This window comes from Kaistia granuli DSM 23481 (assembly GCF_000380505.1).
GTDB lineage: Bacteria > Pseudomonadota > Alphaproteobacteria > Rhizobiales > Kaistiaceae > Kaistia > Kaistia granuli.
Genome location: NZ_AQYH01000003.1, coordinates 186,892 through 211,453 on the forward strand (window position 1 = coordinate 186,892; position 24,562 = coordinate 211,453).

Annotated in this window: 25 protein-coding genes; 17 read left to right on the top strand and 8 right to left on the bottom strand. The window is 65.7% G+C overall.

Annotation, left to right across the window (positions count from 1 at the left end):
- The first annotated feature begins 79 nt into the window (after nt 1-79).
- The 10 genes from G342_RS0103255 to metG all read left to right on the top strand — a co-directional run bounded on the left by G342_RS0103255 (nt 80) and on the right by metG (nt 9,989).
- Entirely contained in the window at nt 80-361 is a 282-nt protein-coding gene (locus G342_RS0103255) for a PepSY domain-containing protein (RefSeq protein WP_018181669.1), read from the top strand.
- Nucleotides 354-929 (top strand): cytochrome b/b6 domain-containing protein, encoded by a 576-nt coding sequence (locus G342_RS0103260; protein WP_018181670.1) that lies wholly within the window; start codon nt 354-356, stop codon nt 927-929. The genes G342_RS0103255 and G342_RS0103260 overlap by 8 nt, the downstream gene beginning before the upstream one ends.
- A complete protein-coding gene (locus tag G342_RS0103265; protein WP_018181671.1) occupies nt 926-1,606 on the top strand; it encodes a response regulator in 681 nt (226 codons plus the stop codon). Before G342_RS0103260 ends, G342_RS0103265 begins: the two co-directional genes overlap by 4 nt.
- Nucleotides 1,599-2,966, top strand: a complete 1,368-nt coding sequence (locus tag G342_RS23095; protein WP_018181672.1) for a sensor histidine kinase — start codon at nt 1,599-1,601, stop codon at nt 2,964-2,966. The genes G342_RS0103265 and G342_RS23095 overlap by 8 nt, the downstream gene beginning before the upstream one ends.
- A gap of 35 nt (nt 2,967-3,001) precedes the next feature.
- Entirely contained in the window at nt 3,002-3,703 is a 702-nt protein-coding gene (locus G342_RS0103275) for a VIT1/CCC1 transporter family protein (RefSeq protein WP_018181673.1), read from the top strand.
- Nucleotides 3,704-4,011: 308 nt separating this feature from the next.
- Nucleotides 4,012-5,355, top strand: a complete 1,344-nt coding sequence (locus tag G342_RS25095) for a septal ring lytic transglycosylase RlpA family protein (RefSeq protein WP_051094073.1) — start codon at nt 4,012-4,014, stop codon at nt 5,353-5,355.
- Nucleotides 5,356-5,443: 88 nt separating this feature from the next.
- Nucleotides 5,444-6,631 (top strand): D-alanyl-D-alanine carboxypeptidase family protein, encoded by a 1,188-nt coding sequence (locus G342_RS0103285; protein ID WP_156830768.1) that lies wholly within the window; start codon nt 5,444-5,446, stop codon nt 6,629-6,631.
- Nucleotides 6,622-7,284, top strand: coding sequence for a dTMP kinase (gene tmk / locus G342_RS0103290; protein ID WP_051094075.1), 663 nt, complete (start codon nt 6,622-6,624; stop codon nt 7,282-7,284). The genes G342_RS0103285 and tmk overlap by 10 nt, the downstream gene beginning before the upstream one ends.
- A gap of 2 nt (nt 7,285-7,286) precedes the next feature.
- On the top strand, nt 7,287-8,357 hold the full coding sequence (locus G342_RS0103295; protein ID WP_018181677.1) for a DNA polymerase III subunit delta': 1,071 nt from the start codon (nt 7,287-7,289) through the stop codon (nt 8,355-8,357).
- Between the two features lie 69 nt (nt 8,358-8,426).
- Nucleotides 8,427-9,989, top strand: coding sequence for a methionine--tRNA ligase (gene metG / locus G342_RS0103300; protein WP_018181678.1), 1,563 nt, complete (start codon nt 8,427-8,429; stop codon nt 9,987-9,989).
- Nucleotides 9,990-10,043: 54 nt separating this feature from the next.
- Here metG and G342_RS0103305 read toward each other — a convergent pair whose 3' ends face one another.
- Nucleotides 10,044-11,087, bottom strand: coding sequence for a glycosyl transferase family 90 (locus G342_RS0103305; RefSeq protein WP_018181679.1), 1,044 nt, complete (start codon nt 11,085-11,087; stop codon nt 10,044-10,046).
- Between the two features lie 157 nt (nt 11,088-11,244).
- On the opposite strand from G342_RS0103305, the gene G342_RS0103310 reads away from it, so the two are divergent.
- From G342_RS0103310 to G342_RS0103320, 3 genes are all read left to right on the top strand, one after another.
- Nucleotides 11,245-12,057 carry a TatD family hydrolase gene (locus G342_RS0103310; RefSeq protein ID WP_018181680.1) on the top strand — a complete coding sequence of 271 codons (813 nt, stop codon included), beginning with the start codon at nt 11,245-11,247 and terminating at the stop codon, nt 12,055-12,057.
- A complete protein-coding gene (locus G342_RS0103315; protein WP_018181681.1) occupies nt 12,050-12,889 on the top strand; it encodes an MBL fold metallo-hydrolase in 840 nt (279 codons plus the stop codon). Before G342_RS0103310 ends, G342_RS0103315 begins: the two co-directional genes overlap by 8 nt.
- Nucleotides 12,890-13,010: 121 nt before the next feature.
- A complete protein-coding gene (locus tag G342_RS0103320; protein ID WP_018181682.1) occupies nt 13,011-13,943 on the top strand; it encodes a lysylphosphatidylglycerol synthase transmembrane domain-containing protein in 933 nt (310 codons plus the stop codon).
- A 145-nt stretch (nt 13,944-14,088) separates the two neighbouring features.
- On the opposite strand, the gene G342_RS0103325 is transcribed toward G342_RS0103320, so the two are convergent.
- Nucleotides 14,089-15,918 (bottom strand): glycoside hydrolase family 2 protein, encoded by a 1,830-nt coding sequence (locus G342_RS0103325; protein WP_018181683.1) that lies wholly within the window; start codon nt 15,916-15,918, stop codon nt 14,089-14,091.
- Between the two features lie 299 nt (nt 15,919-16,217).
- On the opposite strand from G342_RS0103325, the gene G342_RS0103330 reads away from it, so the two are divergent.
- A complete protein-coding gene (locus G342_RS0103330) occupies nt 16,218-16,919 on the top strand; it encodes a hypothetical protein (protein WP_026304068.1) in 702 nt (233 codons plus the stop codon).
- Nucleotides 16,920-17,100: 181 nt separating this feature from the next.
- On the opposite strand, the gene G342_RS0103335 is transcribed toward G342_RS0103330, so the two are convergent.
- Nucleotides 17,101-17,703 (bottom strand): TetR/AcrR family transcriptional regulator, encoded by a 603-nt coding sequence (locus G342_RS0103335; protein ID WP_040878127.1) that lies wholly within the window; start codon nt 17,701-17,703, stop codon nt 17,101-17,103.
- Between the two features lie 165 nt (nt 17,704-17,868).
- Here G342_RS0103335 and G342_RS0103340 point away from each other — a divergent pair, with 165 nt between their 5' ends.
- Nucleotides 17,869-18,270: a RidA family protein gene (locus tag G342_RS0103340; protein WP_018181685.1), complete on the top strand. Its 402-nt coding sequence runs from the start codon at nt 17,869-17,871 to the stop codon at nt 18,268-18,270.
- A 153-nt stretch (nt 18,271-18,423) separates the two neighbouring features.
- Nucleotides 18,424-19,140 (top strand): DUF1868 domain-containing protein, encoded by a 717-nt coding sequence (locus G342_RS0103345; RefSeq protein ID WP_018181686.1) that lies wholly within the window; start codon nt 18,424-18,426, stop codon nt 19,138-19,140.
- 16 nt (nt 19,141-19,156) lie between these two features.
- Here G342_RS0103345 and G342_RS23105 read toward each other — a convergent pair whose 3' ends face one another.
- The 3 genes from G342_RS23105 to G342_RS0103360 form a co-directional block, all read right to left on the bottom strand.
- Nucleotides 19,157-19,816: a GIY-YIG nuclease family protein gene (locus G342_RS23105; RefSeq protein ID WP_018181687.1), complete on the bottom strand. Its 660-nt coding sequence runs from the start codon at nt 19,814-19,816 to the stop codon at nt 19,157-19,159.
- A gap of 173 nt (nt 19,817-19,989) precedes the next feature.
- Nucleotides 19,990-21,051, bottom strand: a complete 1,062-nt coding sequence (locus G342_RS0103355) for an alkene reductase (protein ID WP_018181688.1) — start codon at nt 21,049-21,051, stop codon at nt 19,990-19,992.
- 103 nt (nt 21,052-21,154) lie between these two features.
- Entirely contained in the window at nt 21,155-21,580 is a 426-nt protein-coding gene (locus tag G342_RS0103360; RefSeq protein WP_018181689.1) for a group III truncated hemoglobin, read from the bottom strand.
- A gap of 248 nt (nt 21,581-21,828) precedes the next feature.
- Here G342_RS0103360 and rimO point away from each other — a divergent pair, with 248 nt between their 5' ends.
- Complete coding sequence (gene rimO / locus G342_RS0103365; protein WP_018181690.1) at nt 21,829-23,145, top strand: 30S ribosomal protein S12 methylthiotransferase RimO; 1,317 nt, start codon at nt 21,829-21,831, stop codon at nt 23,143-23,145.
- A 39-nt stretch (nt 23,146-23,184) separates the two neighbouring features.
- On the opposite strand, the gene G342_RS0103370 is transcribed toward rimO, so the two are convergent.
- Both G342_RS0103370 and G342_RS0103375 read right to left on the bottom strand, forming a co-directional pair.
- Nucleotides 23,185-24,015 carry an anti-sigma factor gene (locus G342_RS0103370; RefSeq protein ID WP_156830770.1) on the bottom strand — a complete coding sequence of 277 codons (831 nt, stop codon included), beginning with the start codon at nt 24,013-24,015 and terminating at the stop codon, nt 23,185-23,187.
- On the bottom strand, nt 24,005-24,544 hold the full coding sequence (locus tag G342_RS0103375; RefSeq protein ID WP_083931044.1) for an RNA polymerase sigma factor: 540 nt from the start codon (nt 24,542-24,544) through the stop codon (nt 24,005-24,007). The genes G342_RS0103370 and G342_RS0103375 overlap by 11 nt, the downstream gene beginning before the upstream one ends.
- Nucleotides 24,545-24,562: the final 18 nt, after the last annotated feature.

Genomic DNA, 24,562 nt, shown 5'->3' on the forward strand with positions numbered 1-24,562 from the left:
CCTGACAGCGGACTGACAGCTTGCTCCGTCACATTGCCGTTGCCGGCCCTGGCCGGTCCAACCCAACCCCGGAGCTACCATGCGCATTCTCTCGACTGTCGCTATCGCCGCCCTCTCGCTTCCCATCATGGCCGGCGCTGCCCTTGCCAGCCCGGCTTGCACCAAGGAGCCAAAATCCGCCTGGATGAGCCAGGACGCCATGAAGGCCAAGATCGCCGAGATGGGCTACCAGAAGATCAAGGCCTTCAAGGTCACCGGTTCCTGCTATGAGATCTATGGCTACGACAAGAACAACAAGAAGGCCGAGGTCTATTTCAACCCGGTCGACGGCTCCATCGTGAAGGCCGAGATCGGTGATTGATCGCGACGAAGCAAGTGTCTCGCTCGTCGATGTCACGGTCGCCCCGGAAGGGGCGGCCACGATCCGCGTCTGGGACCCGGTCGTCCGGCTCTTTCACTGGACGGTCGTCACCGCCTGCATCCTCAACCTGTTCGTACTGGAACCTGGCCACGCTCTGCATCGCGCGGCCGGCTACACGGTTGCCGCCGCCCTGGCGATCCGACTGGTGTGGGGCTTCATCGGCACCCGCCATGCACGCTTTGCCGACTTCTTTCCCACACCAAGCCGGCTCGTGCCGTATCTGCGCGCTCTGGCTCAACGCCGGGAGCCGCGGCATCTCGGACACAATCCGGCCGGCGCGGTTATGATGATCCTTCTCATGCTCCTTCTGTCCGGCGTATGCTTGACCGGTTGGATGATGGGGCTCGACGCCTTCTGGGGCGAGGACTGGCTGCAGGAACTGCACGGCACTCTGGCCAATTCCATTCTGGTGCTCGCGCTATTTCACGCCGCCGCCGCGCTCTTCGAGAGCTTCCGGCATCGCGAAAATCTGGTTCTGTCGATGGTGACGGGTCGCAAGAAAGCATGAGAATCCTGCTCGTCGAAGACAGCCCGCGCCTTCGCGAGCTCCTCGTTGAAACCATCCACAAGGTGGAGTGGCGCGTTGACGCCGTCGACACGGTTGCCAACGCGCAAGCCGCCATCGCGGTCGCGCCCTATGACCTCCTGCTCGTCGATCTGGGTCTGCCCGACGGCGACGGGCTTGATCTGATCCGGGGCATTCGGGCCGAGGGCCAGACGACCCCGGTCCTCATCCTGACCGCGCGAGGCGCGGTGGATGAACGGATCACCGGTCTCGATGCGGGCGCGGACGACTATCTGGTGAAGCCTTTCAACCATCATGAGCTGCTGGCCCGCTGCCGCGCTCTGCTGCGGCGGGCGCCGGCGCATGTCGCCGACCTGATCGAGTTGGGCCATGTCGCCTTTGATCCGACGAGCGCTGTCCTGTCCTGCGCCGGGAAGACCGTTGCGCTGTCGCCGCGCGAGCGCTCGGTGCTCGCCGTGCTGCTTCGCAATGCCGGTTCCGTCGTGCCGAAGGAGCGGATCGAAGCGAAATTGTCGGAATTTGGCGATGAGCTGTCCGCCAATGCCATCGAGCTCGCGGTCTCACGGCTTCGCCGGCGGCTGGACGGCATCGAAGCCGGCCTATCGATCGAGACGGTGCGCGGGGCCGGCTACCTACTTCGAGACCTGACGAATGCCTGATCAGGCAGCGCGTCGGCCCGGCCTGGTTGCAACCATTGCCTGGCGCATCGTCTTCTTCGCGATCATTGCGATGGCGGCGCAGGTCGTCATCGTCTTTGCCGATTATTATTTCGACAATTCCGAGCTTGGCTCGCTGATGATCGAGCGGGAATCCACCCTGCTGGCGCGGGGCGTGTCCGCGCAGGATGGACGCTGGACCTTCCGGCTTCCCGAAGGGATCGAGGGCTATGACCCCGGCAGCGCCACCCGGCTCGCCCGTATCCGGGCGGTCGATGGCGGCATTATCTTCTCGAATTGCGGCACGCAATGCCTGCTCCATCTGCTGCCGGAGGAGGTCGATCCGCCCGACCGCTGGACGCGGCTCCTCGGCCAGGGCAAGCCGATCGCCGTGGCCGGCGGACGCTCGGTATGGATCGACGGCAAGCAGATCATTATCGAGATTGCCATCCTGGACCGGAACGAAGCGGTGATGTGGCGGGCACTGGGGCACGAGTTCGCCGATCATCTTGCCATCCCGATGCTGCTGCAGCTCGTTCTCGTTCTCGGTGGCTCGCTGGTCTCGACCTGGCTGGCGCTCAGGCCGGTCAAGGCGGCGGCCCGCCAGGCCGGCTCCATCGACCCGCTCGATCCGGAACACCGGATCGACGTCAGCGAAATGCCGAGGGAGGTCGCCGAGCTCGGCGCTGCCGTCAATCGCTCGCTCGCGCGCATTGGGCGCCTCATGAGGGACCAGCGCCTTTTCACCACCGCCGTCGCGCACGAGATCCGCACCCCGCTGGCCATGATGCAGCTCGAGCTCGGCCAAATCGATAGTCCCCGCGCAAGGCGGATGGAACGGGACGTCGAGAGCTTGGCCCGTTTGGTCGGCCAGATCACGGCCCTTGGTCGCCTGGAGGCCATTGAGCGCAAGGGCTTCCAGCCGGTTGACCTGGCCGGACTTGGGCGGAGCGTCGTCGCCTCGGTCGGACCGTGGGTCTATGACCATGCCCACTCCATCGCCTTCTGCGAGAGTGCTGCGATGTCGATCCAGGGCGATGGCGGGCTGCTGGAGGATGCCTTGACGAACCTCATCACGAACGCTGTCACCCACACGCCGGCCGGCACCAAGATTGAGGTCTGTGCCGGTCCAGGCCCCCGCATCGCGGTGATCGATAAGGCAGGCCTCTATCGCCCCGGCGATTGTGATAAGTCGCCGATGGCCAGGGCAGGTGACAGCCTTGGCGTTGGACTTGAAATCGTCAAACGCATCGCCGCCATTCACGGTGGCACCTTCGCGATCTCGGTAGATCCCGCGATCGGCACGATGGCGGTGCTCAACTTTCCGTCGTCGCCCACACAGGGCGCGAGCCGCCACCCATAGATCCGGATTCAGTCCTCGCATTCAGGAACGCAAAGATGCCGCGTCATTTGACCCATCGGGAAAACCATCTCGTCCATCGCATCGGCTGGCTGCGGGCCGCAGTCCTGGGTGCCAATGATGGCATTCTGTCGACATCCAGCCTGATCGTCGGGGTGGCCACCGCGGCTTCGGGTCCGAACGAGATCCTGCTCGCCGGTATCGCGGGACTGGTGGCAGGCGCCATGTCGATGGCGGCGGGAGAATATGTCTCCGTCAGTTCGCAATCGGATACCGAGAATGCCGACCTCGCCCGCGAGCGGGCGGAACTGGCAAGCGATGTTGAGGCGGAGCATCGGGAACTTGCGCAGATCTACGAGCAGCGAGGGCTGGACAAGGAACTCGCCCGACGCGTGGCCGAGCAGTTGATGGCAAAGGACGCTCTCGGCGCCCATGCGCGTGATGAGCTCGGAATTTCCGAGATCACGACGGCGCGGCCTGTCCAGGCGGCGCTGGCCTCGGCGGCTACTTTTGCCTTCGGAGCACTGATGCCACTCCTGATGGTTCTCATTTCCCCGACAGACTGGCTGGTTCCGGCCGTGTCGGTGGCATCGCTCGCGTTTCTTGCCGTGCTCGGGGCGATAGGGGCGAGAGCCGGCGGGGCCGATGTCCTGAAGGCGACCATCCGCGTGAGTTTCTGGGGCGCGATGGCCATGGCGGTCACGGCCGGAATCGGCGCCTTGTTCGGCACGGTTGTCTGAGGGGCTCTGGGCCAACCCTCTGCCAGGGCTGAATGCAGGCAGAACGCTTGAACGCAGCAGGATGAAGTCGGGCTTCCGGTAGGTTCCGCAGGGGCGACGGGCCCTGCCGCCGATGTTCCGCGCAATTGACGCAATTCGGCCATGGTTCGTTAACCGGCCGGAAAGGCGCGGTCGGCTGAATGCCATCTCATGTCCGGTGGGCTCCGCGCGACAGCGCAAAGGCCCGTTTGGACCCGAAAGGCGTCGGCACCGGTCGAGAACGATCGACAAATACCGCGGTTGCTGCTATCGGATTAGGCGAGATGGGGATGTCCAAAATTCAGATTCTGAGCCTTTTGCGCTCGGAAGCGCCGCAGGGCAGGGTTTTGCTGAGGGTCGCGACCGCCGTCGCAGCTGCCGCTCTGCTTGCCTCCTGCGCCACCGCCCCGTCCAAGCCTGCCAAGCGCAGCAAGGAATATTTCTCCGAGAAGGAATACGGCGTCAAAGCCAGCCCCCGTGTCGTTCAGCACGGCCAGGCCGTGCCGCAGGGCGGCGGCCGCTACATGGTCGGCAAACCCTATACGGTCAGGGGCCGGGTCTACACGCCGCGTGAGAACCCGCGCTACAAGGCTGTCGGCCTCGCTTCCTGGTACGGTTCCGCCTTCCATGGCCGCTATACGGCCAATGGCGAGGTCTACGATATGGACGGACTGTCGGCCGCCCATCCGACGATGCCGCTGCCGAGCTATGCCCGCGTTACCAACACGCGCAACGGCCGCTCCGTGGTCGTCCGCGTCAACGATCGCGGTCCCTATGCCAGCGACCGCGTCATCGATCTTTCGTCGAAGACGGCCGATGTGCTCGACATGAAGCACCACGGCACCGCCAAGGTGAAGGTCGAATATGTCGGCCCGGCCCGCATGGAAGGGCATGACCAGAAGATGCTGATGGCGACCTACAAGGGGCCCGGCAGCAGTGTTTCCGGCGGCACCATGCTGGCCCTGCAGGCGCCGACGATGCGCGCGCCGACCGCGAGCCCGGCCGTTATGATGGCGGCGCTGGCGCCGTTGCCCCGCTCGCGTCCCGAGATGGACTATGGCGGCAACGCCTATGATCCGGCGCTCGCCGTCTATGACGCGCAGCCGCAGGCGCGCGTCGTCGCCGAGGCGCGTCCGGCGCCGGCCGGCAGCAATTACGGCGAGCGTTCGCTCGGCACCTACACGATTTCCGATCCCGTCGGCTACGACCAGGGCGTCACGCCCGCCTCGGCCACCGAGGACGACTACTATCCGCCGGTTCCCCGTTCGGCCCGCTCGTCCTATGCGGCCGATCCGACCGCCTCGCCGGCGCAGCGCGCCGTCGCCGAGATGGCGTCGGGCCATGGCAACCGTCTGCAGGCGGCGCTCGATGCCGCCGTTGCCCGCGCAGCGGCGGAGCGCAGCACCGACGTTCCGGTGATCCAGCTCGGCGTCTTCTCGAACAGCGCCAACGCGGAAACGCTGGCAGGCCGCTTTGCCGATCTCGGCCGCGTCACCACGACCGAGATTGCGGTCGGCGGCAGGACGATGCAATCGGTGCGCCTGGTCATCGCGGATCCGGCAACGACGGGCGAGGCCGCCATCGCCCAGGTCCGGGCGGCGGGTCTCTCTGGCGCCTATCTGGTCAACCACTGACCATTGATCGCAGGGCGTCTCGCCTGTTAACCAGAGCAGGGTGGCCATCGGCCATCCGTGATTTGGCTATGGCGCCCGGCAGTTTGTCATGATGTCTCGCTGGTTTCCGCTGCGATTGCTGATCGCGCCGGCCGTGCTCACGGTCCTCGGCGCGACGGCGGAACTGCGCGCGGTCGCCGCCACGCCGTATGAGAGCAAGGCCACCAGCGCAATCCTCGTCGACGTCGATTCCGGCACCATCCTCTACCGCAAGGCCGCAGACGCGGCGTTCCAGCCCGCGGCCATGGCCAAGATGATGACCATGGTCGTCGTGTTCGACGCCATCCAGTCCGGCAAGCTCAAGCTCGACGACAGTTTTCCGGTGAGCGAGCATGCCTGGCGGACAGGCGGCGCGCCGTCCGGCAGCGCCACCATGTTCGCCGCGCTTAAATCCTCGATCCCCGTCGCCGACCTGCTGCGCGGCGCCATCGTCCAGGCCGGCAACGACGCCTGCATCATCCTGGCCGAGGGCATCGCCGGCTCCGAGGGCGCCTTTGTCGACATGATGAACCGCAAGGCGGCGGAGCTCGGCCTGACCGGCTCCCATTTCACCAATGTCTCGGGCCTGACCGATCCGGCCCAGAAGGTCACCGCCGACGACCTATACAAGATCGCCGATCACATCATTCACACCTATCCGGACCTCTACAAGATCTACGCGGAGCCGGACTTCACCTGGAACAAGATCTACCAGCGCAACCGCAATCCGCTGCTGTCCGCCGGGATCGGCGTCGACGGGCTCTCGACCGGCTTCACCCCGGAATCGGGCTATGGGCTCACCGCGTCGGCGATCCGCGACGGCCATCGCATGACGCTGGTGGTGAGCGGACTTCCGACGGACAAGGAGCGTGCCGAGGAAGCGCGCAAGCTTTTCGAATGGGGCAATACCGCCTTCGAGCGCCTTCGCTTCTTTGATCGCGGCGAGGCGGTGGCCCAGGCACGCGTCTATGGCGGCACGACGCGGGGCGTGGGGCTCGCGACCGAAGAGCCGCTCGACATCCTGCTCCTGCGCGGCAACCGCGAACGGATCCGCGCCCGGGTCGTCTATGACGGCCCCCTTGTCGCTCCGGTCCGGCAGGGCGCGCAGGTCGGCGTCGTTCGCGTCTCGGTCGGCGACGTCCAGGTGCTGGAAAAGCCGGTCTACACGATGGCGGCCATCGACAAGGGATCGATGGACCAGCGAGCGCTCGATGCGGTCCAGCAATTGCTGATCGGCTGGTTGCCGCAATGGAAATGACGTCAAGATTGCCGGGCCGTTTCATCACCTTCGAAGGCGGGGAGGGATCGGGCAAATCCACCCAGATCCGCCGCCTCGCGGAGAGGCTCCAGGCCGGAGGCCGCACCGTCGTCGTGACGCGCGAGCCGGGCGGCACCGAGCTCGCCGAGGCGATCCGCGGCTTCATTCTCTCCGGCGCCGCCGAACCGCTCGGCCCGGAAGCCGAGACGATGCTGTTCGCGGCGGCGCGAGCCGATCACGTCGACCGCGTCATCCGACCGGCGCTCGAGCGCGGCAACTGGGTCCTCTGCGACCGCTTCATCGACTCGACCCGCGCCTATCAGGGTTCGGACGGCGTCGACGCGCATCTGCTCGACAGCCTCGAGAAGATCGCCATCGGCGAGGCGCGCCCCGATCTGACCCTCATCCTCGACCTTCCCGTCGAGATCGGTCTCGACCGGGCGGCGCGGCGGCGCAGCGGCGAGACCGGCCCCGCCGACCGCTTCGAGCGCGAAACCATCGAGCGGCATCAGCGCCGCCGGGACCTATTCCTGGCAATCGCGGCGCGCGAGCCCGAGCGGTGTCTCGTCATTGACGCCAACCAGAGCCAGGACCAGGTCGCCGACGCGATCTGGCAGGCCGTCCTGCAACGTGTGAACGAAAGCGTGAATTGAGTATGGCCGGACCCGACGTCACGCGCCCCGATGCCATCGAAGGCTGGCCGCTGCCGGAAGAGCAGACCGAGTGGTATGGCGATCCCGCCGTCGAACGGCTTCTGGTCGAAGCCTATCGCGGCGGCCGCATGCATCATGGCTGGATGATCGGCGGACCGCGCGGCATCGGCAAGGCGACGCTCGCCTATCGCTTCGCCCGGTTCGCGCTGACCTATCCGGACCCGGCCAGCGCGCCGGATGCCGAGACGCTGGCCGTGCCCGCCACGTCGAAGGCCGCGGCCAAGATCGCGGCGCGATCGCATCCGAACATCCTGACGCTGTCGCGCCCCTGGGACGAGCAGGGCAAGCGCTTCAAGGCGAGCCTGACCATCGACGAGATTCGCCGGACCATTCCGTTCTTCGGTTCGACGGCGGGCGAGGCGGGATGGCGGATCGCCATCGTCGATTCGGCCGACGACATGAACGCCAATGCGGCCAACGCGCTGCTGAAGATCCTGGAGGAGCCGCCGCGGCGGTCGCTCTTCCTCGTCATCTCGCACGCACCCGGCCGGCTGTTGCCGACCATCCGCTCGCGCTGCCGGCGCCTCGATCTGGCGCCGCTGACCCCGTCGGCCATCGAGGGCGCGCTCGCGCAGCGTGATGACGGTCCCGCCGATATCCGCCGTTTCGCCGCCGAGGCCGGGCAGGGCAGCCTGCGCAAGGCGATCGGTTTCCTCGACGAGGACGCCGCCGCCATCGGCCGCGCCTTTTCACGCGTGGTGGCGCGCTTTCCGCAACTGGACGGGCAGGGCGCCCACGCACTCGGCGATCTCGTCGCCCAGCGCGGCGCCGACGAAGCCTTCGCCAATTTCACCGACCTCGTCTTCGCCTGGCTCAGCCGCCGCGCCCGTGGCGAGGCCGAACCCGACGGTGCCGCGATACCCCAAAGCGTTGCAGCGACCCCGCTTGCGACTTGGGCGGAGGTGTGGGAAAAGCTCCGTCAGTCTTCGGCGGATGTCGAGGCGCTCAATCTCGACCGCAAACAGTTTGTGCTCACGACCATGAACATCCTCGCTCGCGCGACCCGAATGTGAAGCTGTCGAGCGACCGGCGATTGCTGGTTATGAGACTATTGGTCGGGTTCAAAGAAAAGCGAGACAGCGGTGACAGCGCCGAAATTCTATATCACGACAGCCATTTCCTATCCGAACGGCGCGCCGCATATCGGCCATGCCTACGAGCTTCTGGCGACGGACACGCTGGCGCGCTTCAAGCGCCTGGATGGCTATGACGTCTTCTTCCTGACGGGAACGGACGAGCACGGCATCAAGATGGTGCAGACGGCCGGGCGCGACGGCATCACCGCCCGCGAGCTGGCCGATCGCAACGTGCCGCGCTTCCAGGCGATGGCGGCGGCGCTGAACTGCTCGCATGACGACTTCATCCGCACGACCGAGCCGCGCCACTACGCGGCCTCGCAAGAGATCTGGCGGCGGATGGAAGCGAATGGCGACATCTACAAGGATGCCTATGCCGGCTGGTATTCGGTTCGCGACGAGGCGTACTACGCCGAATCGGAGACCGAGGTCCGTCCCGACGGCGTCCGCTATGGGCCGCAGGGAACGCCGGTCGACTGGGTCGAGGAGGAGAGCTATTTCTTCCGCCTCTCGGCCTACGAGGATCGCCTGCTCGCTCTCTACGAGGGCAACCGCGACTTCATCGGGCCGGACGAACGGCGCAACGAGGTGGTCAGCTTCGTCAAGGGCGGTCTCAAGGATCTCTCGATCTCGCGCACGACCTTCGACTGGGGCATCCCTGTTCCCGGCGATCCGAAGCATGTGATGTATGTCTGGGTCGACGCGCTGACCAACTACATCACGGCCGTCGGCTATCCGGATGCCGACAGCGAGACCTTCAAGCGCTACTGGCCGGCCGACGTCCATGTCATCGGCAAGGACATCGTCCGCTTCCATTCGGTCTACTGGCCCGCCTTCCTGCTGTCCGCCGGTCTGCCGCTGCCGAAGCGGGTATTCGCGCACGGCTTCCTCTTCAACCGCGGCGAGAAAATGTCGAAGTCGCTCGGCAACGTCATCGATCCGATGGCGCTGATCGAGCATTACGGCGTCGATCCGGTGCGCTTCTTCTTCCTGCGCGAAGTGCCTTTCGGCCAGGACGGCAATTACAGCCACGAGGCGATCATCACGCGGATCAATGCCGATCTCGCCAACGATTTCGGCAATCTGGCGCAACGCTCGCTGTCGATGATCGGCAAGAATCTCGGCGGCGTCGTGCCGGAGCCGGGCGCCTTGACCGAGGCCGACGAGGCGATCCTCAGGGCTGCCGACGGTCTGCTGCAGCTCTGCCGCGCCGCGATGGAGACGCAGCAGATCCATCAGGCGCTGAACGCGATCTGGGGCGTGGTGGCCGAAGCGAACCGCTATATCGCCGGCCAGGCGCCGTGGGAGCTGAAGAAGACCGATCCGGCCCGCATGGCCACCGTGCTCTACGTCACGGCGGAAGTCGTGCGGCAGATCGCGATCCTGTCGCAGCCGGTGATGCCGGGTTCGGCGGCCAAGCTGCTCGATCTGCTGGCCATTCCGGCCGAGAGCCGCAGCTTCGCCTCGCTCGGGGCCGCCGGACGCCTGGCGTCCGGCTCGGCCCTGCCGACGCCGTCGGGCGTGTTCCCGCGCTATGTCGAGCGGGAAGAGGGCGCCGAAACCGCCTGAGACCATCGTCCCGATCGATCGGCGATCGGTCGGGACCCTTCTCTCGCCTCGGAGCTATCCCGGTCCCAGGATCTCGTTGATCCGCTGCACCGTCACCACGGTCTCCGATTCACGCGTGCGGCGCAGGGCGAAATCCTGGCCGGCCGCCGCGATCTCGCGGCAGGCCTGATCGTGCGCGCGGCACCATTCCACCTTCTCGATCACATCCGACAGATCGGCCGCCACAGGGACGAAATGCGTCCACGGCACGAACTCGTCGTAGAACCACTGCTTGAAACCGACCGGCGACGCCACCTTCAGCACGCAGCAGCCGAGCAGCAGCCGGGTGTAGAGATTACCCCAGCTGGTGCTGGACCCGTCGATGTCGATGGCGAACTTGATGTCGATCCAGCGCGACGGGGCTACGTGATTGCCGAGAATGCCATGCGCCTCCATCGCTTCCCGCGTCGCGTGGTGGGCGCGATCGCGTTCCGGCACGATCAGCCGCACGTCGACGTCATCGATCCCGCGCAGGGCCAGGCAAAGCCGAACCCGCTGCTTCAGGTTGGGATCGTCAATGTCCATCTGCTCGGTCGTCGTGTCGCCATGCCCCGAAATGTCGCCGCGCCAGAGCAGGGTGTCCTGCCGGCTCGCCCACTGGCCCGGGCGGTTCTCCGCCAGCGTCCGGTAGGGCTGATAATATTCCGGCGTCATGAAGCCGGGATCCGGCACCAGGATCGATTGCGGCTCGTTGGTGGCGTAGGCGAGCTCGTTGGGAATGTTGTCGCCGCCATCCGAGACGTTGGCGGTCGCCGAGGTCACGCCGGCGGCGGTGCGGCTCATGATCCGGACGAAGGCGGGCAGGCGCCGCCACATCATCTCGAACTGGAAGGCGTCGCGCGCCATCAGGTCGCGATCGAGATTGACGTGCAGCTGGTTGCCGATCCGCTGGAAATCGATCTGGAAGCGATGCCGTCCCGGCTCGCTGGCCTGGTTGATGACGATCGAGGCGGGGGCGCCGGCGATGGTTGGCAATTCGGCGGCCAGCTTCCGCACCAGAGCCTCTTCCTTGAAGCGGCGCGGCAGAAGTCGATAGAGGGTACGCTGGCTGAATTGCACGTACGAATCCCCGGCCGCGTGCTGTCACAAGCCGCACTCTAGTGGGGCGATCTCGCGACTGTCCACAACGGTCGACAGAGCGCCGCATAGCCGCTACTGACTGCACACGAAACACCCCATATTTGCCCTTATGCAATCATCCGAACGGTCGAAGAGAATGCTGGTCGACAGTCATTGCCATCTGGATTTCGCGGATTTCGAAGCCGACCGCGCGGCGCTGATGGAGCGTGCGCGCGCCGCCGGCGTCGGCCTGATGGTCACGATCTCGACCCGTGTCCGCCAGTTCGACAAGATCCGCGCGCTAGCCGAGGCGCATCCCGAGGTCTATTGCTCGGTCGGCACTCATCCGAACAGCGCCCATGAAGAGCCGGACATCACCACCGACGAACTGGTGGAACTGTCGAAGCACCCGAAGGTAGTGGCGATCGGCGAGGCCGGGCTCGACTATTTCTACGGCGCCGAGCACAAGGCGCTGCAGGCCCAGGGCCTGCGCCGCCATATCGCCGCCGCCCGCATCACCCAGTTGCCGCTGGTCATCCACGCCCGCGACGCCGACGAGGACATGATCGCGATCCTGCGCGACGAGATGGGGAAGGGAGCCTTCCCGGCCATCCTGCACTGCTTCTCTTCCGGCCCGGAGCTGGCCAGGGTCGGGCTCGAGCTCGGTCTCTATGTCTCCTTCTCCGGTATCCTGACGTTCCGCAGCGCCCAGGCGCTGCGCGACATCGCCGGCGACGTGCCGCTCGACCGGCTGCTGGTCGAGACTGACGCGCCCTATCTGGCGCCCGTGCCGCATCGCGGCCAGCGCAACGAGCCGGCCTATGTGCGCGACACCGCCGCCGTCCTCGCCGAGGTGAAGGGCGTCTCGCTCGACGAGATGGCCGGGATCACGACGGAAAACTTCCTGCGCCTGTTCACCAAGGTCCCGCGCGACGCGCTGGCGGAAGCGGCGGTGCCCCACCATGGCTGATGGCGCGCCGGAGAGCCCCCGGGCCGACCGCCTGCGCATCACCGTGCTCGGCTGCGGCGCGTCGCCCGGCGTGCCACGGATCGGCAATGACTGGGGCGCCTGCGACCCATCCGAGCCGAAGAACCGGCGCACGCGCTCGTCGATCCTGATCGACGGCTTTCGCGGCGATCATCCCTATCCGACGCGCATACTCGTCGATGCCGGACCGGATCTCCGTAGCCAGATGCTCGATGCGCGGGTGGACCGGCTCGACGCCGTGCTGTTCACCCATCCGCATGCCGATCATACCCACGGCATCGACGACCTGCGCTCGTTCTGGCTCGACACGCACCGCTTGGTGCCGATCTATTCGGACGACTTCACCCAGGAGCGGCTGGAGGAAGCCTTCGGCTACTGCTTCCGCACACCGACCGGCGGCAGCTATCCGCCGATTCTGGGCCGCACGCGGATCGAGGCGGGGCAGGGGTTCGCCATCGACGGCCCGGGCGGCCGGCTCGATATCCTGCCGCTGCGCCAGGTCCATGGCGACATCGACAGCCTCGGCTTCCGGATCGGCGATTTCGTCTATTCGAGCGACATCAGCGCCGTGCCCGACGAGACCCTGCCGCATCTCGCCGGCCTCTCGCTCTGGATGGTGGACGCGCTGCGCTGGCGGCCGCATCCGAGCCATTTCAGCGTCGACGACACGCTCGCCTGGCATGAACGTCTCCGGCCGCGCCGGACCATTTTGACCCACATGCATGGCGACCTCGACTACAAGACGCTCGCAGCCTACGTCCCGGGCGATGTCGAACCCGCCTATGACGGCATGGTCCTGACCGTCGGCCTGTAGTCGAGAAAACGACACGGCACGGCGAGCTTCGGTCTGGCTCCACGGAAAAGGACGTGCCAATCTTGGATTCGGGATGCGGCAGTATCTCGTTCAGAGTGGATCGAAGGGGAGATGCTGCCTAATGAAAGTTCGAAACGCTGCCTGGTCCATCTTCGGGATCGGCGCGGTCGCTGTCTCTGTCTTCATTCTCTACCAGGAGTTCCGGCGGATATCCTTCGCCGAGGTCGCCGACAGTCTGAGGGCGATCACCCTTGGCAATTGGGGCCTGGCCATCTGCGCCACGCTGGTCGCCTATGGCGCGCTCGCCTGGTACGACCGGATCGCCATCCAGCATCTCGGCAAGAAGGTCTCCTGGCTGTTCATCGCCCTGTGCTCCTTCACCACCTACGCGCTGTCGCACAATATCGGCGCCTCGGTGATCTCCGGCGCGGTGGTCCGCTACAGGGCCTATTCGACGCGTGGCCTGACGCCCCAGGAAATCGGCCTGCTGATCGTCTTCTGCTCGTTCACCTTCGCGCTCGGCACCGTGCTGATGGGCGGCTTCGTGCTGACGATCGAGCCGGAAATCGTGCTGCGCCTGGCTGATATCCCGATCTGGATCTCCTTCGCGCTCGGCCTCGTCCTGCTTGGACTGGTAGGCCTCTACGTGCTCGGATCCTGGCGCCATTTCCCGGCCTGGCAGTACAAGCGTTTCACGCTGCAATATCCCCGCCTGCCGATCGTGATGCGGCAGCTGGTTGCCGGGCCGCTGGAGCTCGCCGCCGCCGCCGCCATCATCTATTTCGCGCTGCCGGCAGCAGGCAATCCCGGCTATCTGGTTATTCTCGGCATCTTCCTGGCGTCCTTCACCCTGGCGCTGCTGTCGCATGCGCCCGGAGGCCTCGGTGTGCTGGAAGTGACCTTCCTGGCGGCCCTGCACGAGATGGATCCGAACGACGTCTTGGCCGCGCTGATCGTCTTCCGGCTGCTCTATCTGCTGGTCCCGTTCGCCATCGCGCTCGTCGTGGTGCTGCTTTTCGAGCGCACCCAGCTCGCCCGCAAGGACACCGAGTAGCTCACTTTCGACTCCAGCATATTTGTTAAATATCAAATAGATATGACGATATTCTAGAGCGAATTATCCGCTTTCGTGCTGACAAAAAAGGCCGCGGCGATGGCTCGTCCGCGGCCTTTCTCAATCCGTAAACAAGGGCAGGGGGCTAGCCAGCCTGCCCTTCCCCATGTCGGGCGAGCCAGCGGGCATTGTAGCCGAGCGGATGCGCCGGCAGCCGTTCGACCGGCACGCCGAGATTGGCGGCGCGGATGCGCGCGACATCCGCCTTCGGCTTGCGATCCATGGTCAGAACGCCGTTCTGCTCCTGGTAGGTGTCCGTCAGCTGCGTGTAGCAATAGCCGGCGAGGAGGGTCGAACCCGTCGTGCCGCGCAGCACGTCGGCATAGCGCACGAGGAAGTCCTCGGCGTCCGTGGCCTGGCTGTAGCCCCAGCCCTTTTCCTGCCCCATGAAGAAGGCGATGCCGCCGAACTCGGTCAGCATGACCGGCTGGCCGGCCCATGCATGGCCGTCGATCGCCAGCGCGCGACCGGCCGAGCGGAAGGTCGTCAGCGTATCGCGAAACACCGTCTCCGACCGATAGCGGCCATCGAGGACGTCGCCGTCGTGGTGATAGTCGTGCACGGCGAAGATGTCGGTCTCGATCTGCTCCCAGCCGTCATTGCCGCTCACCGGGCGCGTCGCGTCGAGCGACTTGGTCAGGTGATAGAGCGACTGCTGATAGCTGCGCTGGCGCGCATCATGCGGCAGTTCCGGAATGCCCCAGGACTCGTTGAACGGCACCCAGGTGACGATCGAGGGATGCGAATAGTCCCGTTCGATTGCTTCCTGCCATTCAGCCGTCACCCGCGTCACCGCCTCGCTGGAGAAGGCATAGGCGCTCGGCATTTCCTCCCAGACCAGCAGGCCGAGCACGTCGGCCCAATAGAGGTAGCGCGGATTCTCGATCTTCTGGTGCTTGCGGGCGCCGTTGAAGCCGAGCTGCTTGGTCAACTCCACGTCGCGACGCAGTTCATCGTCGCTGGCCGTCATGATGCCTTCGCGCCAATAGCCCTGGTCGAGCACGAGCCGCAGAAAATAGGAGCGGCCATTCATGACGAAACGGCCATTGGCCGTCGAGACACCGCGCATCGCCGTATAGCTCTTCAGCGTGTCGATCACGGCGCCGGAGGCATCGACCAGCGTCACTTCCGCGTCGATCAGCTGCGGATGCTCGGGCGACCAGACGAACTCGGCCCGCGCATCGTCGATGCCGGGGTCGGGGAGGGCGAGCACCCTGCCCGTATCCTTGCCGGTGAGGGTGTATTCGTCCTCGACCAGCACCCGCCCCTCGATCGAGAGTTTTACGCGGAGGCGGCAGCCTTCCGGTCGCGCGACACGGGCGTCGAGGCGGATCTCGAAGCGGCCGAAATCCGGAGTCCAGTGCAGCCGGTCGACATGGCTCTTCGCCACCCGCTCGATCCAGACGCTCTGCCAGATGCCGGTCGTGCGCGGATACCAGATGCCATGCGGCGCGGCGAGCCAGTCCTGCTTGCCCCGCGGCTTGTGCATGTCGGCCGGATCGTCCTCGGCGCGCACGACGATCTCGAAGGAGCGGCCCTTGACCAGGGCGGCGAGCGCGACGCGGACCGGCGTGTGACCGCCCGTATGCGAGGCGGCGTGCTGACCGTCGATCCAGATGTCGCTCTTATAATCGATAGCGCCGAAATGCAGGATCAGGTCATGCCCGTCGTCCAGCGCCAGTGCTTCCGGCAGCTCTACGGTGCGACGATACCAGACGACGGGATGAAAGCCTTCGTCATGGATGCCGCTGCGCGGCGATTCCGGCACATAGGGGACCTCGATGGTCAGCTTGAAATCCGGTTGATCCGGTCGCTGCCAGGCGGCCGAATCGTCATAGGCAAACTGCCAGGCGCCATCGAGCGATTGCCATAGGCTGCGCTCCATCTGCGGCCGCGGATGGGTACTGTAGACCAAGGGACTTCCTCCAAATCCAACCAGACAAGACGCAGCGGGCCACAGCCGCGATGCCGGAAGCATCCCGTCAGCAAACCCAAGGGCAGGGGACTGCCCTCCTCCAACCTGCGATGATCAACCGGATCAATGGTATTATGATAAGATTGGCGTTCTGAGGTGTCAATTCGCTGCCGTTGCCGATCGGCCACGTCTCCCGAAGAACCCACTTCTGTCGCGGCTTCGCCCGAAAGCAGCCCCATTGACGTCGGGAATCGCTGGCAATCTCTCTGGCATCGGTTCGATCGAGCAGAGGATTCGCGATGGATACGATCCATGACGGCGCATCTCGGCAGCGCCCCAACATTCTCCCACGGCTGGCGATTCACGGCTCCGCCGGGCTCGTCGCCATCATCGGCGCCGGCCTGGTCGGTCACATGATGATGGCGTCTGAGGATCCGCGCCCGATGACGGCGGCACCTGCCACGGCGCAGATCTATGTGCTGCCAGACGCCTCCCAGCCGGATATGGCCCCGTCGCAGGGCACCGCTGCGCCGGTAACCGCCGCTGGCACGGACGCCGTGCCGAAGCCAGTCGCCGAGGCGCCGATCCCGCCCAAGCCGGTCGCCAGGCCCGCCATCAAGGCGGCGGCCAAGTCCTGCGAAGGCGGCGACTGCCCATCCTGGGAATCGATCGTCAACAAGGCGCTGGCCACCGGACCGACGACGCAGAGCCGTCCGGCGCCAATCCAGGCCTCGGCGCCACGTGAAGCGCTGCCGTTCGATCCGGCAAGCTCGGCAGCACCCATGGCCGCCGAGTTCTCGGCGAACGAGCCGCGCGTCATCGAACGCGAAGGCCCGACATCGATCGGCGGCATGGCGCGCTCGGCAACCACGTCGGCCGCGGCAACCGTCGTCACGCAGAGCAGCAAGCTGGTCGACAATCTGATGCGCTGGAGCGAGACGGCGGTTTCGGGCGTCGGCATCCGGCGGGACCATACGCCGCCAGAAGCAGTGCCAAACTAGTTCCATAATATATCTTATGCGAATTGAGGATGTGCAGAGGGGGATGGGAGTTTGCAGGACGACCAAGCCCCCTCAACGCTTCTGAAGGGCTTCCGGCTTAACTGAAGAAGCCTCGGCTCGCCTGTGCCACAGGACGAGCTTGCCGGCGGGTTCGCTAGATCGCACCTGTCCGGTCTTGCGACTATGCCTGACCCGGATCCAGCAACAGGCCGGACACCAGCACGTGGAACGCCTCGATAGCCTTGGGCAAGACCGACCGAGGTTCATCGCTGGCGGCCACCCACAAGGCGGCATTCAACGCGGCGCCGTTGAGCAGACGCGCCGCTGCCTCGACATCTACCGGCTTCATCCTGCCAGCTTCGAGCAACCGCCCGACGGTCTGCTTTGTCAGTTCGAGGCAGGCATTCTGGCTCGGCCATTGCGACGGATCTCCCAGGAACGCGGGCCCATCCAGCAACACAATCCGCCGCACTTCTGGATCGAGCGCCATCTCGATATAGACCGTACCCTCCGCAAGCAGCCCAGCCCATTCGTCCGTGGCCTGCGACGCCACAGCTTGCGCGCGACTTGCCATCTCGCCATCCATCTGGGCAACGACAGCGGCCAGAAGTCCCTTCTTGTCACCGAAATTGTGATAGAGCGCGCCGCGCGTGAGCCCGGCATCGGCGGTCAGATCATCCATGGAGGCCGCAGAAAAACCCTTTTGCGCGAAGGCCTTACGGGCCGCGGCTATCAACTTCTCCCGGGTTTCCCCCATGGCTTCGGCGCGACTTTTCGGTGGCATTCAATTCCCCTTCTCACATACGGCGCGTATACCAAATTGACATACGGTGCGTATCTGAACTATTCACATACCGCTCGTATATAAAAGTCGATCTCGTTTGGAAACCCGGCCCACTCGCGGGTGGTTTGCGCCACGCCGGACGACGCCAATGCAAGGAACCGCAATATGACGAAACCTGAGCCGGTATTCCCCGCCAACCGCCACGCCCTCTACGAGGCGCACGGCTATTCTGCCGCGATCAAATCAGGCGACCTGCTATTTGTCTCCGGCCAAGTCGGCAGCCGCGGCGACGGCACGCCCGAACCCGACTTTGACGCCCAGGTGCGTCTTGCCTTCGCAAACCTCCGGGCAACGCTTGCTGCCGCCGGCTGCACGTTTGAGGACATTATCGATGTCACGACGTTTCACACGGATCCTGAGCGTCAGTTCGCAACCATCATGACCGTGAAAAATGAGATCTTCACCGAGGCGCCCTACCCGAACTGGACTGCGATCGGCGTGAGCTGGCTCGCTGGATTTGAGTTCGAAATCAAGGTCATCGCGCGTATTCCTGACAAGCGCGGCTGATTGTGCGGCGGCGGATCGGGCAGGGCGCCCGTCCGCCCTGCCCGCGCCCGCCGGACGGTCGCCGGCGGCATCGTCACGTACGCTTCACGGTCGCGCGCTATATGGCGTCGACGTGCCCTTGCCGGCTCCTGACGCCAACGAACGGTCTTCTTGATGACAACGACGCTCGCCTCCGCCTCGCTCACCCGCTATGCCGTCAGCGCTCACACGACGCCACCCAGGCATCTCGGACGGCGCTATGACCAGAGCGGCGTCTTCCTGCCGGAGCCGGGCAACACGGTGGTATGCCACCTGGTCGAAGGATCGCGCTCGCAGGCGGCTGTCGCAGAAGTTCGGCGGCGGATGATGGCGATGCCCGATGCCGGCCAGCTTGCCTTCACGCCCGTCTCCAGCCTGCATATGACGCTGTTTCAGGGCATCCTCGAAGATCGGCGCCACCTTCCCTATTGGCCGCAATCGATGCCGCTCGATACCGGGATCGATGCCATGACGCATCATTATCTGGACCGGCTAGAAGTTTTTCAGGATGCCGGACCGTTTCGCGTCGAAGTCGTCGATGTCGTGCCGACCGGCCTGACCGTCGCCGGCGCCACGGACGCCGACCGGCGCTGCATGAAGGCGTGGCGGGACCGGTTGGCGGATACCTTCGGCTACCGCCATCCCGACCATGACGACTACGTCTTCCACGTGACGCTAGCCTATATGATCGACTGGCTCCCGGATGATCGACTGCCCGCCTGGCAGGCGCTGTTCGACGATTGCCGCGCCTTGCTCGCCCGCGAAGCCCCGGTGCTGGAGCTCGATCCGCCGAGCTTCTGCAGCTTCGACGACATGAACCATTTCGAGGTTCTGCGGGTCCTGGCCGAATAGGATCACGGCGATCGGCTCACGTCAGGGCGGGATAAAGCCGCCGCCCCTTCCCGGCCCGCGCCAGCAGCGCTTGCCGCCGTCGCGATCGCAGTTCGAGGAATTCCCGCGCTTCGATATCGCGAAAGAAGACGGCCGCCGGCTCGAGCCGGCGAACGGCCCGCTCGACATCGTCGAGACCGGTCCGGAAGAATTCCTTGCGGTCGTTCTGCCGGTTGACGCGCAGCCGGTGGAACTCGCTGTGCAGCGCCCGCTCCAGCGCCGGGGCGTCGTCGCTGTAGATCATGGCATGCACGTCGAAATCGAAGGGAACGCTGGCGTCGCCAAGCTCCCGCACCCGTTCGGCCGGGTCGAGACGACGGCTCAGGCCGATTTTTACGACATCGCTGCCGAACGACCCGTTGTTCGAGATGACATAGACATATCCAGAGCGGGTCCGCTCGGCCATCGCCTGCGCCCGCCGCGGAGCAGGGCCGTTCCACCCTGCCCGGCCCTGCCCATCGGATACCAGCCTGGCGAGCGCGTCGTCGCCCTGTGCCAAGGCGGCATGGATCCGAGCCTCCAACCGGCGCTTTTCCGCGCAGCTGCGCCGAAGCCGGATCGAAGCCGCGAGCAAAGGCACCGGCGTCACGACCAGCATCACCAGAGCATCGAGCCAGATTGCCGAGATGGTGTCCATGCGCCCTCCCCGTCATCCCGATCCGTCACGCTCGGCCCGGGGGAAGCCGAAGCGCACCGTCTGTCAGTCCAGTTGTATCATATGAAGATTTGCACGCAATACGCGCCAGAATGCGGGAATGGCGCGGTCGTTACCCGCGCCATTCTGTCTGAAATTGCGGCGCGGCGCGACCCTCAGTCGACCGTCTCGAGCATGGGATAGTCGGTGTAGCCCCGGCTGCCGGCGGTATAGAAGGTCGAAGGGTCCGGCTGGTTGAGCGGTACGCCGAGGGAGAAGCGACGCACGAGATCCGGCGAGGCGATGTAGTTGCGCCCGAAGGCCACCGCGTCGGCCGTGCCGTCGGCGATCAGTCGCTCGGCATCGGCCTGGCTCATGCCCTGGTTGGCGATGACAACCCCGCCGAAAGCGCGCTTGATCTCGACGAGCAGGCTATCCGGCCCCTCGCGCTCGATCACGAACAGGAAGGCGATGCCGCGCGCCTTGAGTTGCTCGGCGAGATAGGTGAACAGCGCGCGCGGGTTGCTGTCGCCCATGCCGTGATCGTCGCCGCGCGGACGGATATGGGCCGCCACGCGATCCGGACCCCAGACCGAGATCGCCGCGTCGACGATCTCCAGCATGAAGCGGACTCGGTTCTCGATCGATCCGCCATAGCGGTCGGTGCGCTGGTTGCTGCTGTCCTGCAGGAACTGGTCGATCAGATAGCCATTGGCGCCATGCACGTCGACGGCGTCGAAGCCGGCCCGCTTGGCATTCTCGGCGCCGCGCCGGAAATCCTCGACAATGCCGGGGATCTCGTCCGTCTCCAGCGCGCGGGGCACGACATAGGGCCGGATCGGGCGCAGCAGGCTGACATGCCCGGGGATACGGATGGCTGAGGGAGCGACCGGGAGATCGCCGCCGAGAAGTTCGGGATCGGAGATGCGGCCGACATGCCAGAGCTGCGCGACCATGCGGCCGCCGGCGTCATGCACCGCCTTGGTGACGAGCTTCCAGCCTTCGACCTGCTCGTCGGACCAGAGCCCCGGCGTGCCGTGATAGCCGACGCCCTGCGCGGTGACGCTGGTCGCCTCGCTGATGATCAGGCCGGCAGCGGCGCGCTGCGCATAATATTCGGCCATCAGCGCGTTCGGCACGCGCTCGGCCCCTGCCCGGCTTCGGGTCAGCGGCGCCATGATGATACGGTTGGGCAGGCGGAGGGCTCCCGCCCGAAGCGGTTCGAAAAGCAGAGACATGAGTTGAGAATTCCTCGCGGCGCGCGCCGATTGGTTAGGCTTCCTGAGCAAATATAGGGAACGCCTCGAGAGCCGCAATCTCTGCCGGGCTCGCGGCCGCTGGCTAGAGCTTGAAGGCGTGCCGGGGCGCCCGGATTTCGCCGCGCACGCTGCCGATGCCGAGCTCGAAGCTGTCGGCGATGCGATTGGCGCGGTCGATGAAGATCGCCGCGCCGTCCGGCGGCATGATCTCGGTGGCCGTGGCGCGGAACAGCGCCAGCCAGCGGTCGAAATGCGCCGCCTCGATCGGCAGCCGCAGATGCTTCTGCATCGGCCGTCCCTGATAGCGCCCCGTCCGCAGCACGACGTTGGACCAGAAGGCGCAGAGCTTTTCGAGATGCTCCGGCCAGTCGTCGACCTGGGCCTCGAAAACGGGACCGATCAGTTCGTCGCGACGGACGCGGTCATAGAACGTATGCACCAGGGTGCGGATCGAGGCTTCGTCCACGCCGGCGATGCTGTGCCCGAACCCGCTGGTCTCCACGGTCATGTCCTTCTCCGATGCGCCCGATCGTCCCACAGCTAGGCGCGCGAGCGCGGCCGGACAAGCCCGGGCGACAAGCCGCCGCAAGGTTTGCCAATGTTTCAATTGACAGATACCGGCCAGTTCGACAGAAAACGCGCCAGAATAGAATGATGAAAAGGTGGCCGTCCCGTCGACCCGACCGCGCAAAAGCGCTGGCCGCGCCTGACGCCCCGTCGCACCGGACCCGCCGCAGAACAACCGAGACATCTTGCATGAACAGCGAAGCGCCGCGCATTTCCTTTGTCAGCCTCGGCTGCCCCAAGGCCCTGGTTGATTCCGAGCGGATCCTGACGCATCTGCGCGCCGAGGGCTACGAGCTGTCGCGTCACCATGACGGCGCCGATGTCGTCATCGTCAACACCTGCGGCTTCCTCGACAGCGCCAAGGCGGAATCGCTCGAAGCCATTGGCACGGCGATGAAGGAGAACGGCAAGGTGATCGTCACCGGCTGCATGGGCGCCGAGCCCGAGCAGATCCGCGAAGCCTTCCCGAACGTTCTGGCGATCACCGGACCGCAGCAATATGAGAGCGTGCTCGGCGCGGTGCACACGGCCGTGCCGCCGGCGCACGACCCGTTCGTCGACCTGGTGCCGCCGCAGGGCATCAAGCTGACGCCGCGCCACTACGCCTATCTCAAGATCTCCGAAGGCTGCAACAACCGCTGCACCTTCTGCATCATCCCGAAGCTGCGCGGCGACCTGGTCAGCCGGCCGGCCGGCGACGTGCTGCGCGAGGCGGAGCGGCTGGTGAAGGCCGGCGTCAAGGAACTGCTCGTCATCTCGCAGGATACGAGCGCCTATGGCGTCGACCTGAAATACGAAGCCAGCAAGTGGCGCGACCGCGAGGTCCGGGCGAAGTTCCTCGATCTGTCGCAGGCGCTCGGCGAGCTCGGCGCCTGGGTGCGCATGCACTATGTCTACCCCTACCCCCATGTCGACGAAGTCGTCGAGCTGATGGCCGAGGGCAAGATCCTTCCTTATATCGACATCCCGTTCCAGCATGCGAGCCCGAACGTCCTGAAGGCGATGCGCCGCCCTGGCAACCAGGTGAAGACCGCCGACCGCATCCACAAGTGGCGCGAAATCTGCCCGGATCTCGCCGTGCGCTCGACCTTCATCGTCGGCTTCCCCGGCGAGACGGACGAGGATTTCGAGTTCCTTCTCGAATGGCTGGACGACGTGAAGCTCGACCGTGTCGGCTGCTTCAAGTTCGAGCCGGTCGACGGCGCGCCGGCGAACGAACTGGCCAATCCGGTTCCGGAAGAGGTCAAGGAAATCCGCTGGCACCGCTTCATGAAGCGCCAGCAGGAAATCAGCGCCAAGCGGCTCGCCAAGAAGGTCGGCCGCCGGATCCCGGTGATCATCGACGAGTCGAACGGCCTCACCGCCAAGGGGCGTACGGTCTGGGACGCGCCGGAGATCGATGGCGCCATCCACCTGACATCGCGTCGTCCGATGCGCGTCGGCGAGATCTATACGGCGAAGGTAGAAGGCGCCGACGCCTACGACCTGCACGGCGTGGTGGTGTGAGAATCGGTCGGTCTGAAGGGAGGCCCTGCCCGCCTACTCTCAGCCGGCGACCTTTCCGGCGAGCGCCTGCAGCCGCTCGGCCGGGGCGCGGCCGATCAGTAGGCGCGACTGACCGCCGGATGCCCAGTGGACGATGGTGAAGCCGTCAAGCGTCTCCGTCGTCGGTGGGATCTCGGCGCGCGTCGGGTTCTCGATGACGCAATAGGCGATCGGTCCATGCTCCGGGTCGAGAAACGCCATCTGCACCAAGGCTTTGCCGCGAAAATCGAAGAGTTGCGCTCCCCGGAAGGAGAGACCGGGAAAGGCCTCCGGCACGTCGGCGAGGTCGACGCCCAGCTTCTGCGAGGCGAGGCTAAGCTCGGCCGCCGCGCGCTCCGGCGTCGGCGCGATCGCCAGTGTGTCGGGCGTCGTCAGCGACCAGTATTCGGCGACCGCCTGACGCCAGTCCTCGACCGAGGCGACCTCCGCCACCGGTGCGGCCGGCCGCGGCGCTTCCCGACCGCGAACGAATTCGTTGGCGATACCGCCGAGCAGGAACAGCGCCACAGCGGCGGCGACCATCTGCCGGGTGGTCAGCGGCGCCTGCGGCCACATCCGCCGGAGCGGCACGACATTGTCCCCGCTGTCCCGGCTCTGCTCGATCGCCTGCGCCAGGATGTCGTCCAGCCTGGCCTTCGGCGCCTGCGCCTTCAGTGATTCCATGGCAGCCGATATGCCGGCGCCGCCGCTTTCGAGCAGGTCCAGCCGGGCGCGCAGATCCGGCTCGGACGCGAGCCGCGCCGCAAATTCGCTGTGGCCGGGCTCGTCCAGCTCGCCGTCGAGATAGGCGACGATCCGCTCGTCATCGGGATGGGTGTGCTCAGCCATCATCCCCTCGCCTTGCGTCCGGCGTCGCATGCCCGGCGCTTTCCGCCAGGGGACTCAGTCGTTCGCGGATGGCTGCCAGCCTGCTCATGATCGTTCCTATCGGCACGCCGAGGAATTCCGCTGCCTCGCGATAGGAGAAGCCCTCCGCGTAGACGAGCAGGACGGTTTCCCGCTGTGCCTCGGCCAGCCGTCCGATCTCCCTTAACACCTGAGCAGCCATAATATTCGTTTCAACCGCCTGTTCGCCGTCGAAGACGAGCGCGATCTCGGCGTCGACGACGCCGCTACCCTGCCGGACCCGCTGGGACCGCAGCTCATTGATCCAGATGGAGCGCTCGATGGCGAATAGCCAGCGGTCGAGCCGGGTGCCCGGTTCGAACTGGTCCGAGCGCTCCAGCGCGCGCAGGCAAGTGGCCTGCACCAGATCCTCCGCCGCATCGCGGTTCCGCGACAGCACAAGTCCATAGCGCCACAGCGCTTCGAGATGGAGCGCCAGGCCTTGCTTCACCGCATCGTTACCGGTTCTCGACATGGGCGAACGAATAGGGCT

Excerpts from the sequence above, each read along its gene's own strand:
- G342_RS0103255 (WP_018181669.1), top strand. The coding sequence starts at position 80 with ATGCGCATTCTCTCGACTGTCGCTATCGCCGCCCTCTCGCTTCCCATC.
- G342_RS0103265 (WP_018181671.1), top strand. The coding sequence starts at position 926 with ATGAGAATCCTGCTCGTCGAAGACAGCCCGCGCCTTCGCGAGCTCCTC.
- rimO (WP_018181690.1), top strand. The coding sequence starts at position 21,829 with ATGAACAGCGAAGCGCCGCGCATTTCCTTTGTCAGCCTCGGCTGCCCC.
- G342_RS0103275 (WP_018181673.1), top strand. The coding sequence starts at position 3,002 with ATGCCGCGTCATTTGACCCATCGGGAAAACCATCTCGTCCATCGCATC.
- G342_RS0103285 (WP_156830768.1), top strand. The coding sequence starts at position 5,444 with ATGATGTCTCGCTGGTTTCCGCTGCGATTGCTGATCGCGCCGGCCGTG.
- G342_RS0103315 (WP_018181681.1), top strand. The coding sequence starts at position 12,050 with ATGGCTGATGGCGCGCCGGAGAGCCCCCGGGCCGACCGCCTGCGCATC.
- tmk (WP_051094075.1), top strand. The coding sequence starts at position 6,622 with ATGGAAATGACGTCAAGATTGCCGGGCCGTTTCATCACCTTCGAAGGC.
- G342_RS23095 (WP_018181672.1), top strand. The coding sequence starts at position 1,599 with ATGCCTGATCAGGCAGCGCGTCGGCCCGGCCTGGTTGCAACCATTGCC.
- G342_RS0103360 (WP_018181689.1), bottom strand. The coding sequence starts at position 21,580 with ATGACCGTGGAGACCAGCGGGTTCGGGCACAGCATCGCCGGCGTGGAC.
- G342_RS0103355 (WP_018181688.1), bottom strand. The coding sequence starts at position 21,051 with ATGTCTCTGCTTTTCGAACCGCTTCGGGCGGGAGCCCTCCGCCTGCCC.
- G342_RS0103340 (WP_018181685.1), top strand. The coding sequence starts at position 17,869 with ATGACGAAACCTGAGCCGGTATTCCCCGCCAACCGCCACGCCCTCTAC.
- G342_RS0103335 (WP_040878127.1), bottom strand. The coding sequence starts at position 17,703 with ATGCCACCGAAAAGTCGCGCCGAAGCCATGGGGGAAACCCGGGAGAAG.
- G342_RS0103320 (WP_018181682.1), top strand. The coding sequence starts at position 13,011 with ATGAAAGTTCGAAACGCTGCCTGGTCCATCTTCGGGATCGGCGCGGTC.
- G342_RS23105 (WP_018181687.1), bottom strand. The coding sequence starts at position 19,816 with ATGGACACCATCTCGGCAATCTGGCTCGATGCTCTGGTGATGCTGGTC.
- G342_RS25095 (WP_051094073.1), top strand. The coding sequence starts at position 4,012 with ATGTCCAAAATTCAGATTCTGAGCCTTTTGCGCTCGGAAGCGCCGCAG.
- G342_RS0103295 (WP_018181677.1), top strand. The coding sequence starts at position 7,287 with ATGGCCGGACCCGACGTCACGCGCCCCGATGCCATCGAAGGCTGGCCG.
- G342_RS0103375 (WP_083931044.1), bottom strand. The coding sequence starts at position 24,544 with ATGTCGAGAACCGGTAACGATGCGGTGAAGCAAGGCCTGGCGCTCCAT.
- G342_RS0103345 (WP_018181686.1), top strand. The coding sequence starts at position 18,424 with ATGACAACGACGCTCGCCTCCGCCTCGCTCACCCGCTATGCCGTCAGC.
- G342_RS0103330 (WP_026304068.1), top strand. The coding sequence starts at position 16,218 with ATGGATACGATCCATGACGGCGCATCTCGGCAGCGCCCCAACATTCTC.
- G342_RS0103370 (WP_156830770.1), bottom strand. The coding sequence starts at position 24,015 with ATGATGGCTGAGCACACCCATCCCGATGACGAGCGGATCGTCGCCTAT.
- G342_RS0103310 (WP_018181680.1), top strand. The coding sequence starts at position 11,245 with ATGCTGGTCGACAGTCATTGCCATCTGGATTTCGCGGATTTCGAAGCC.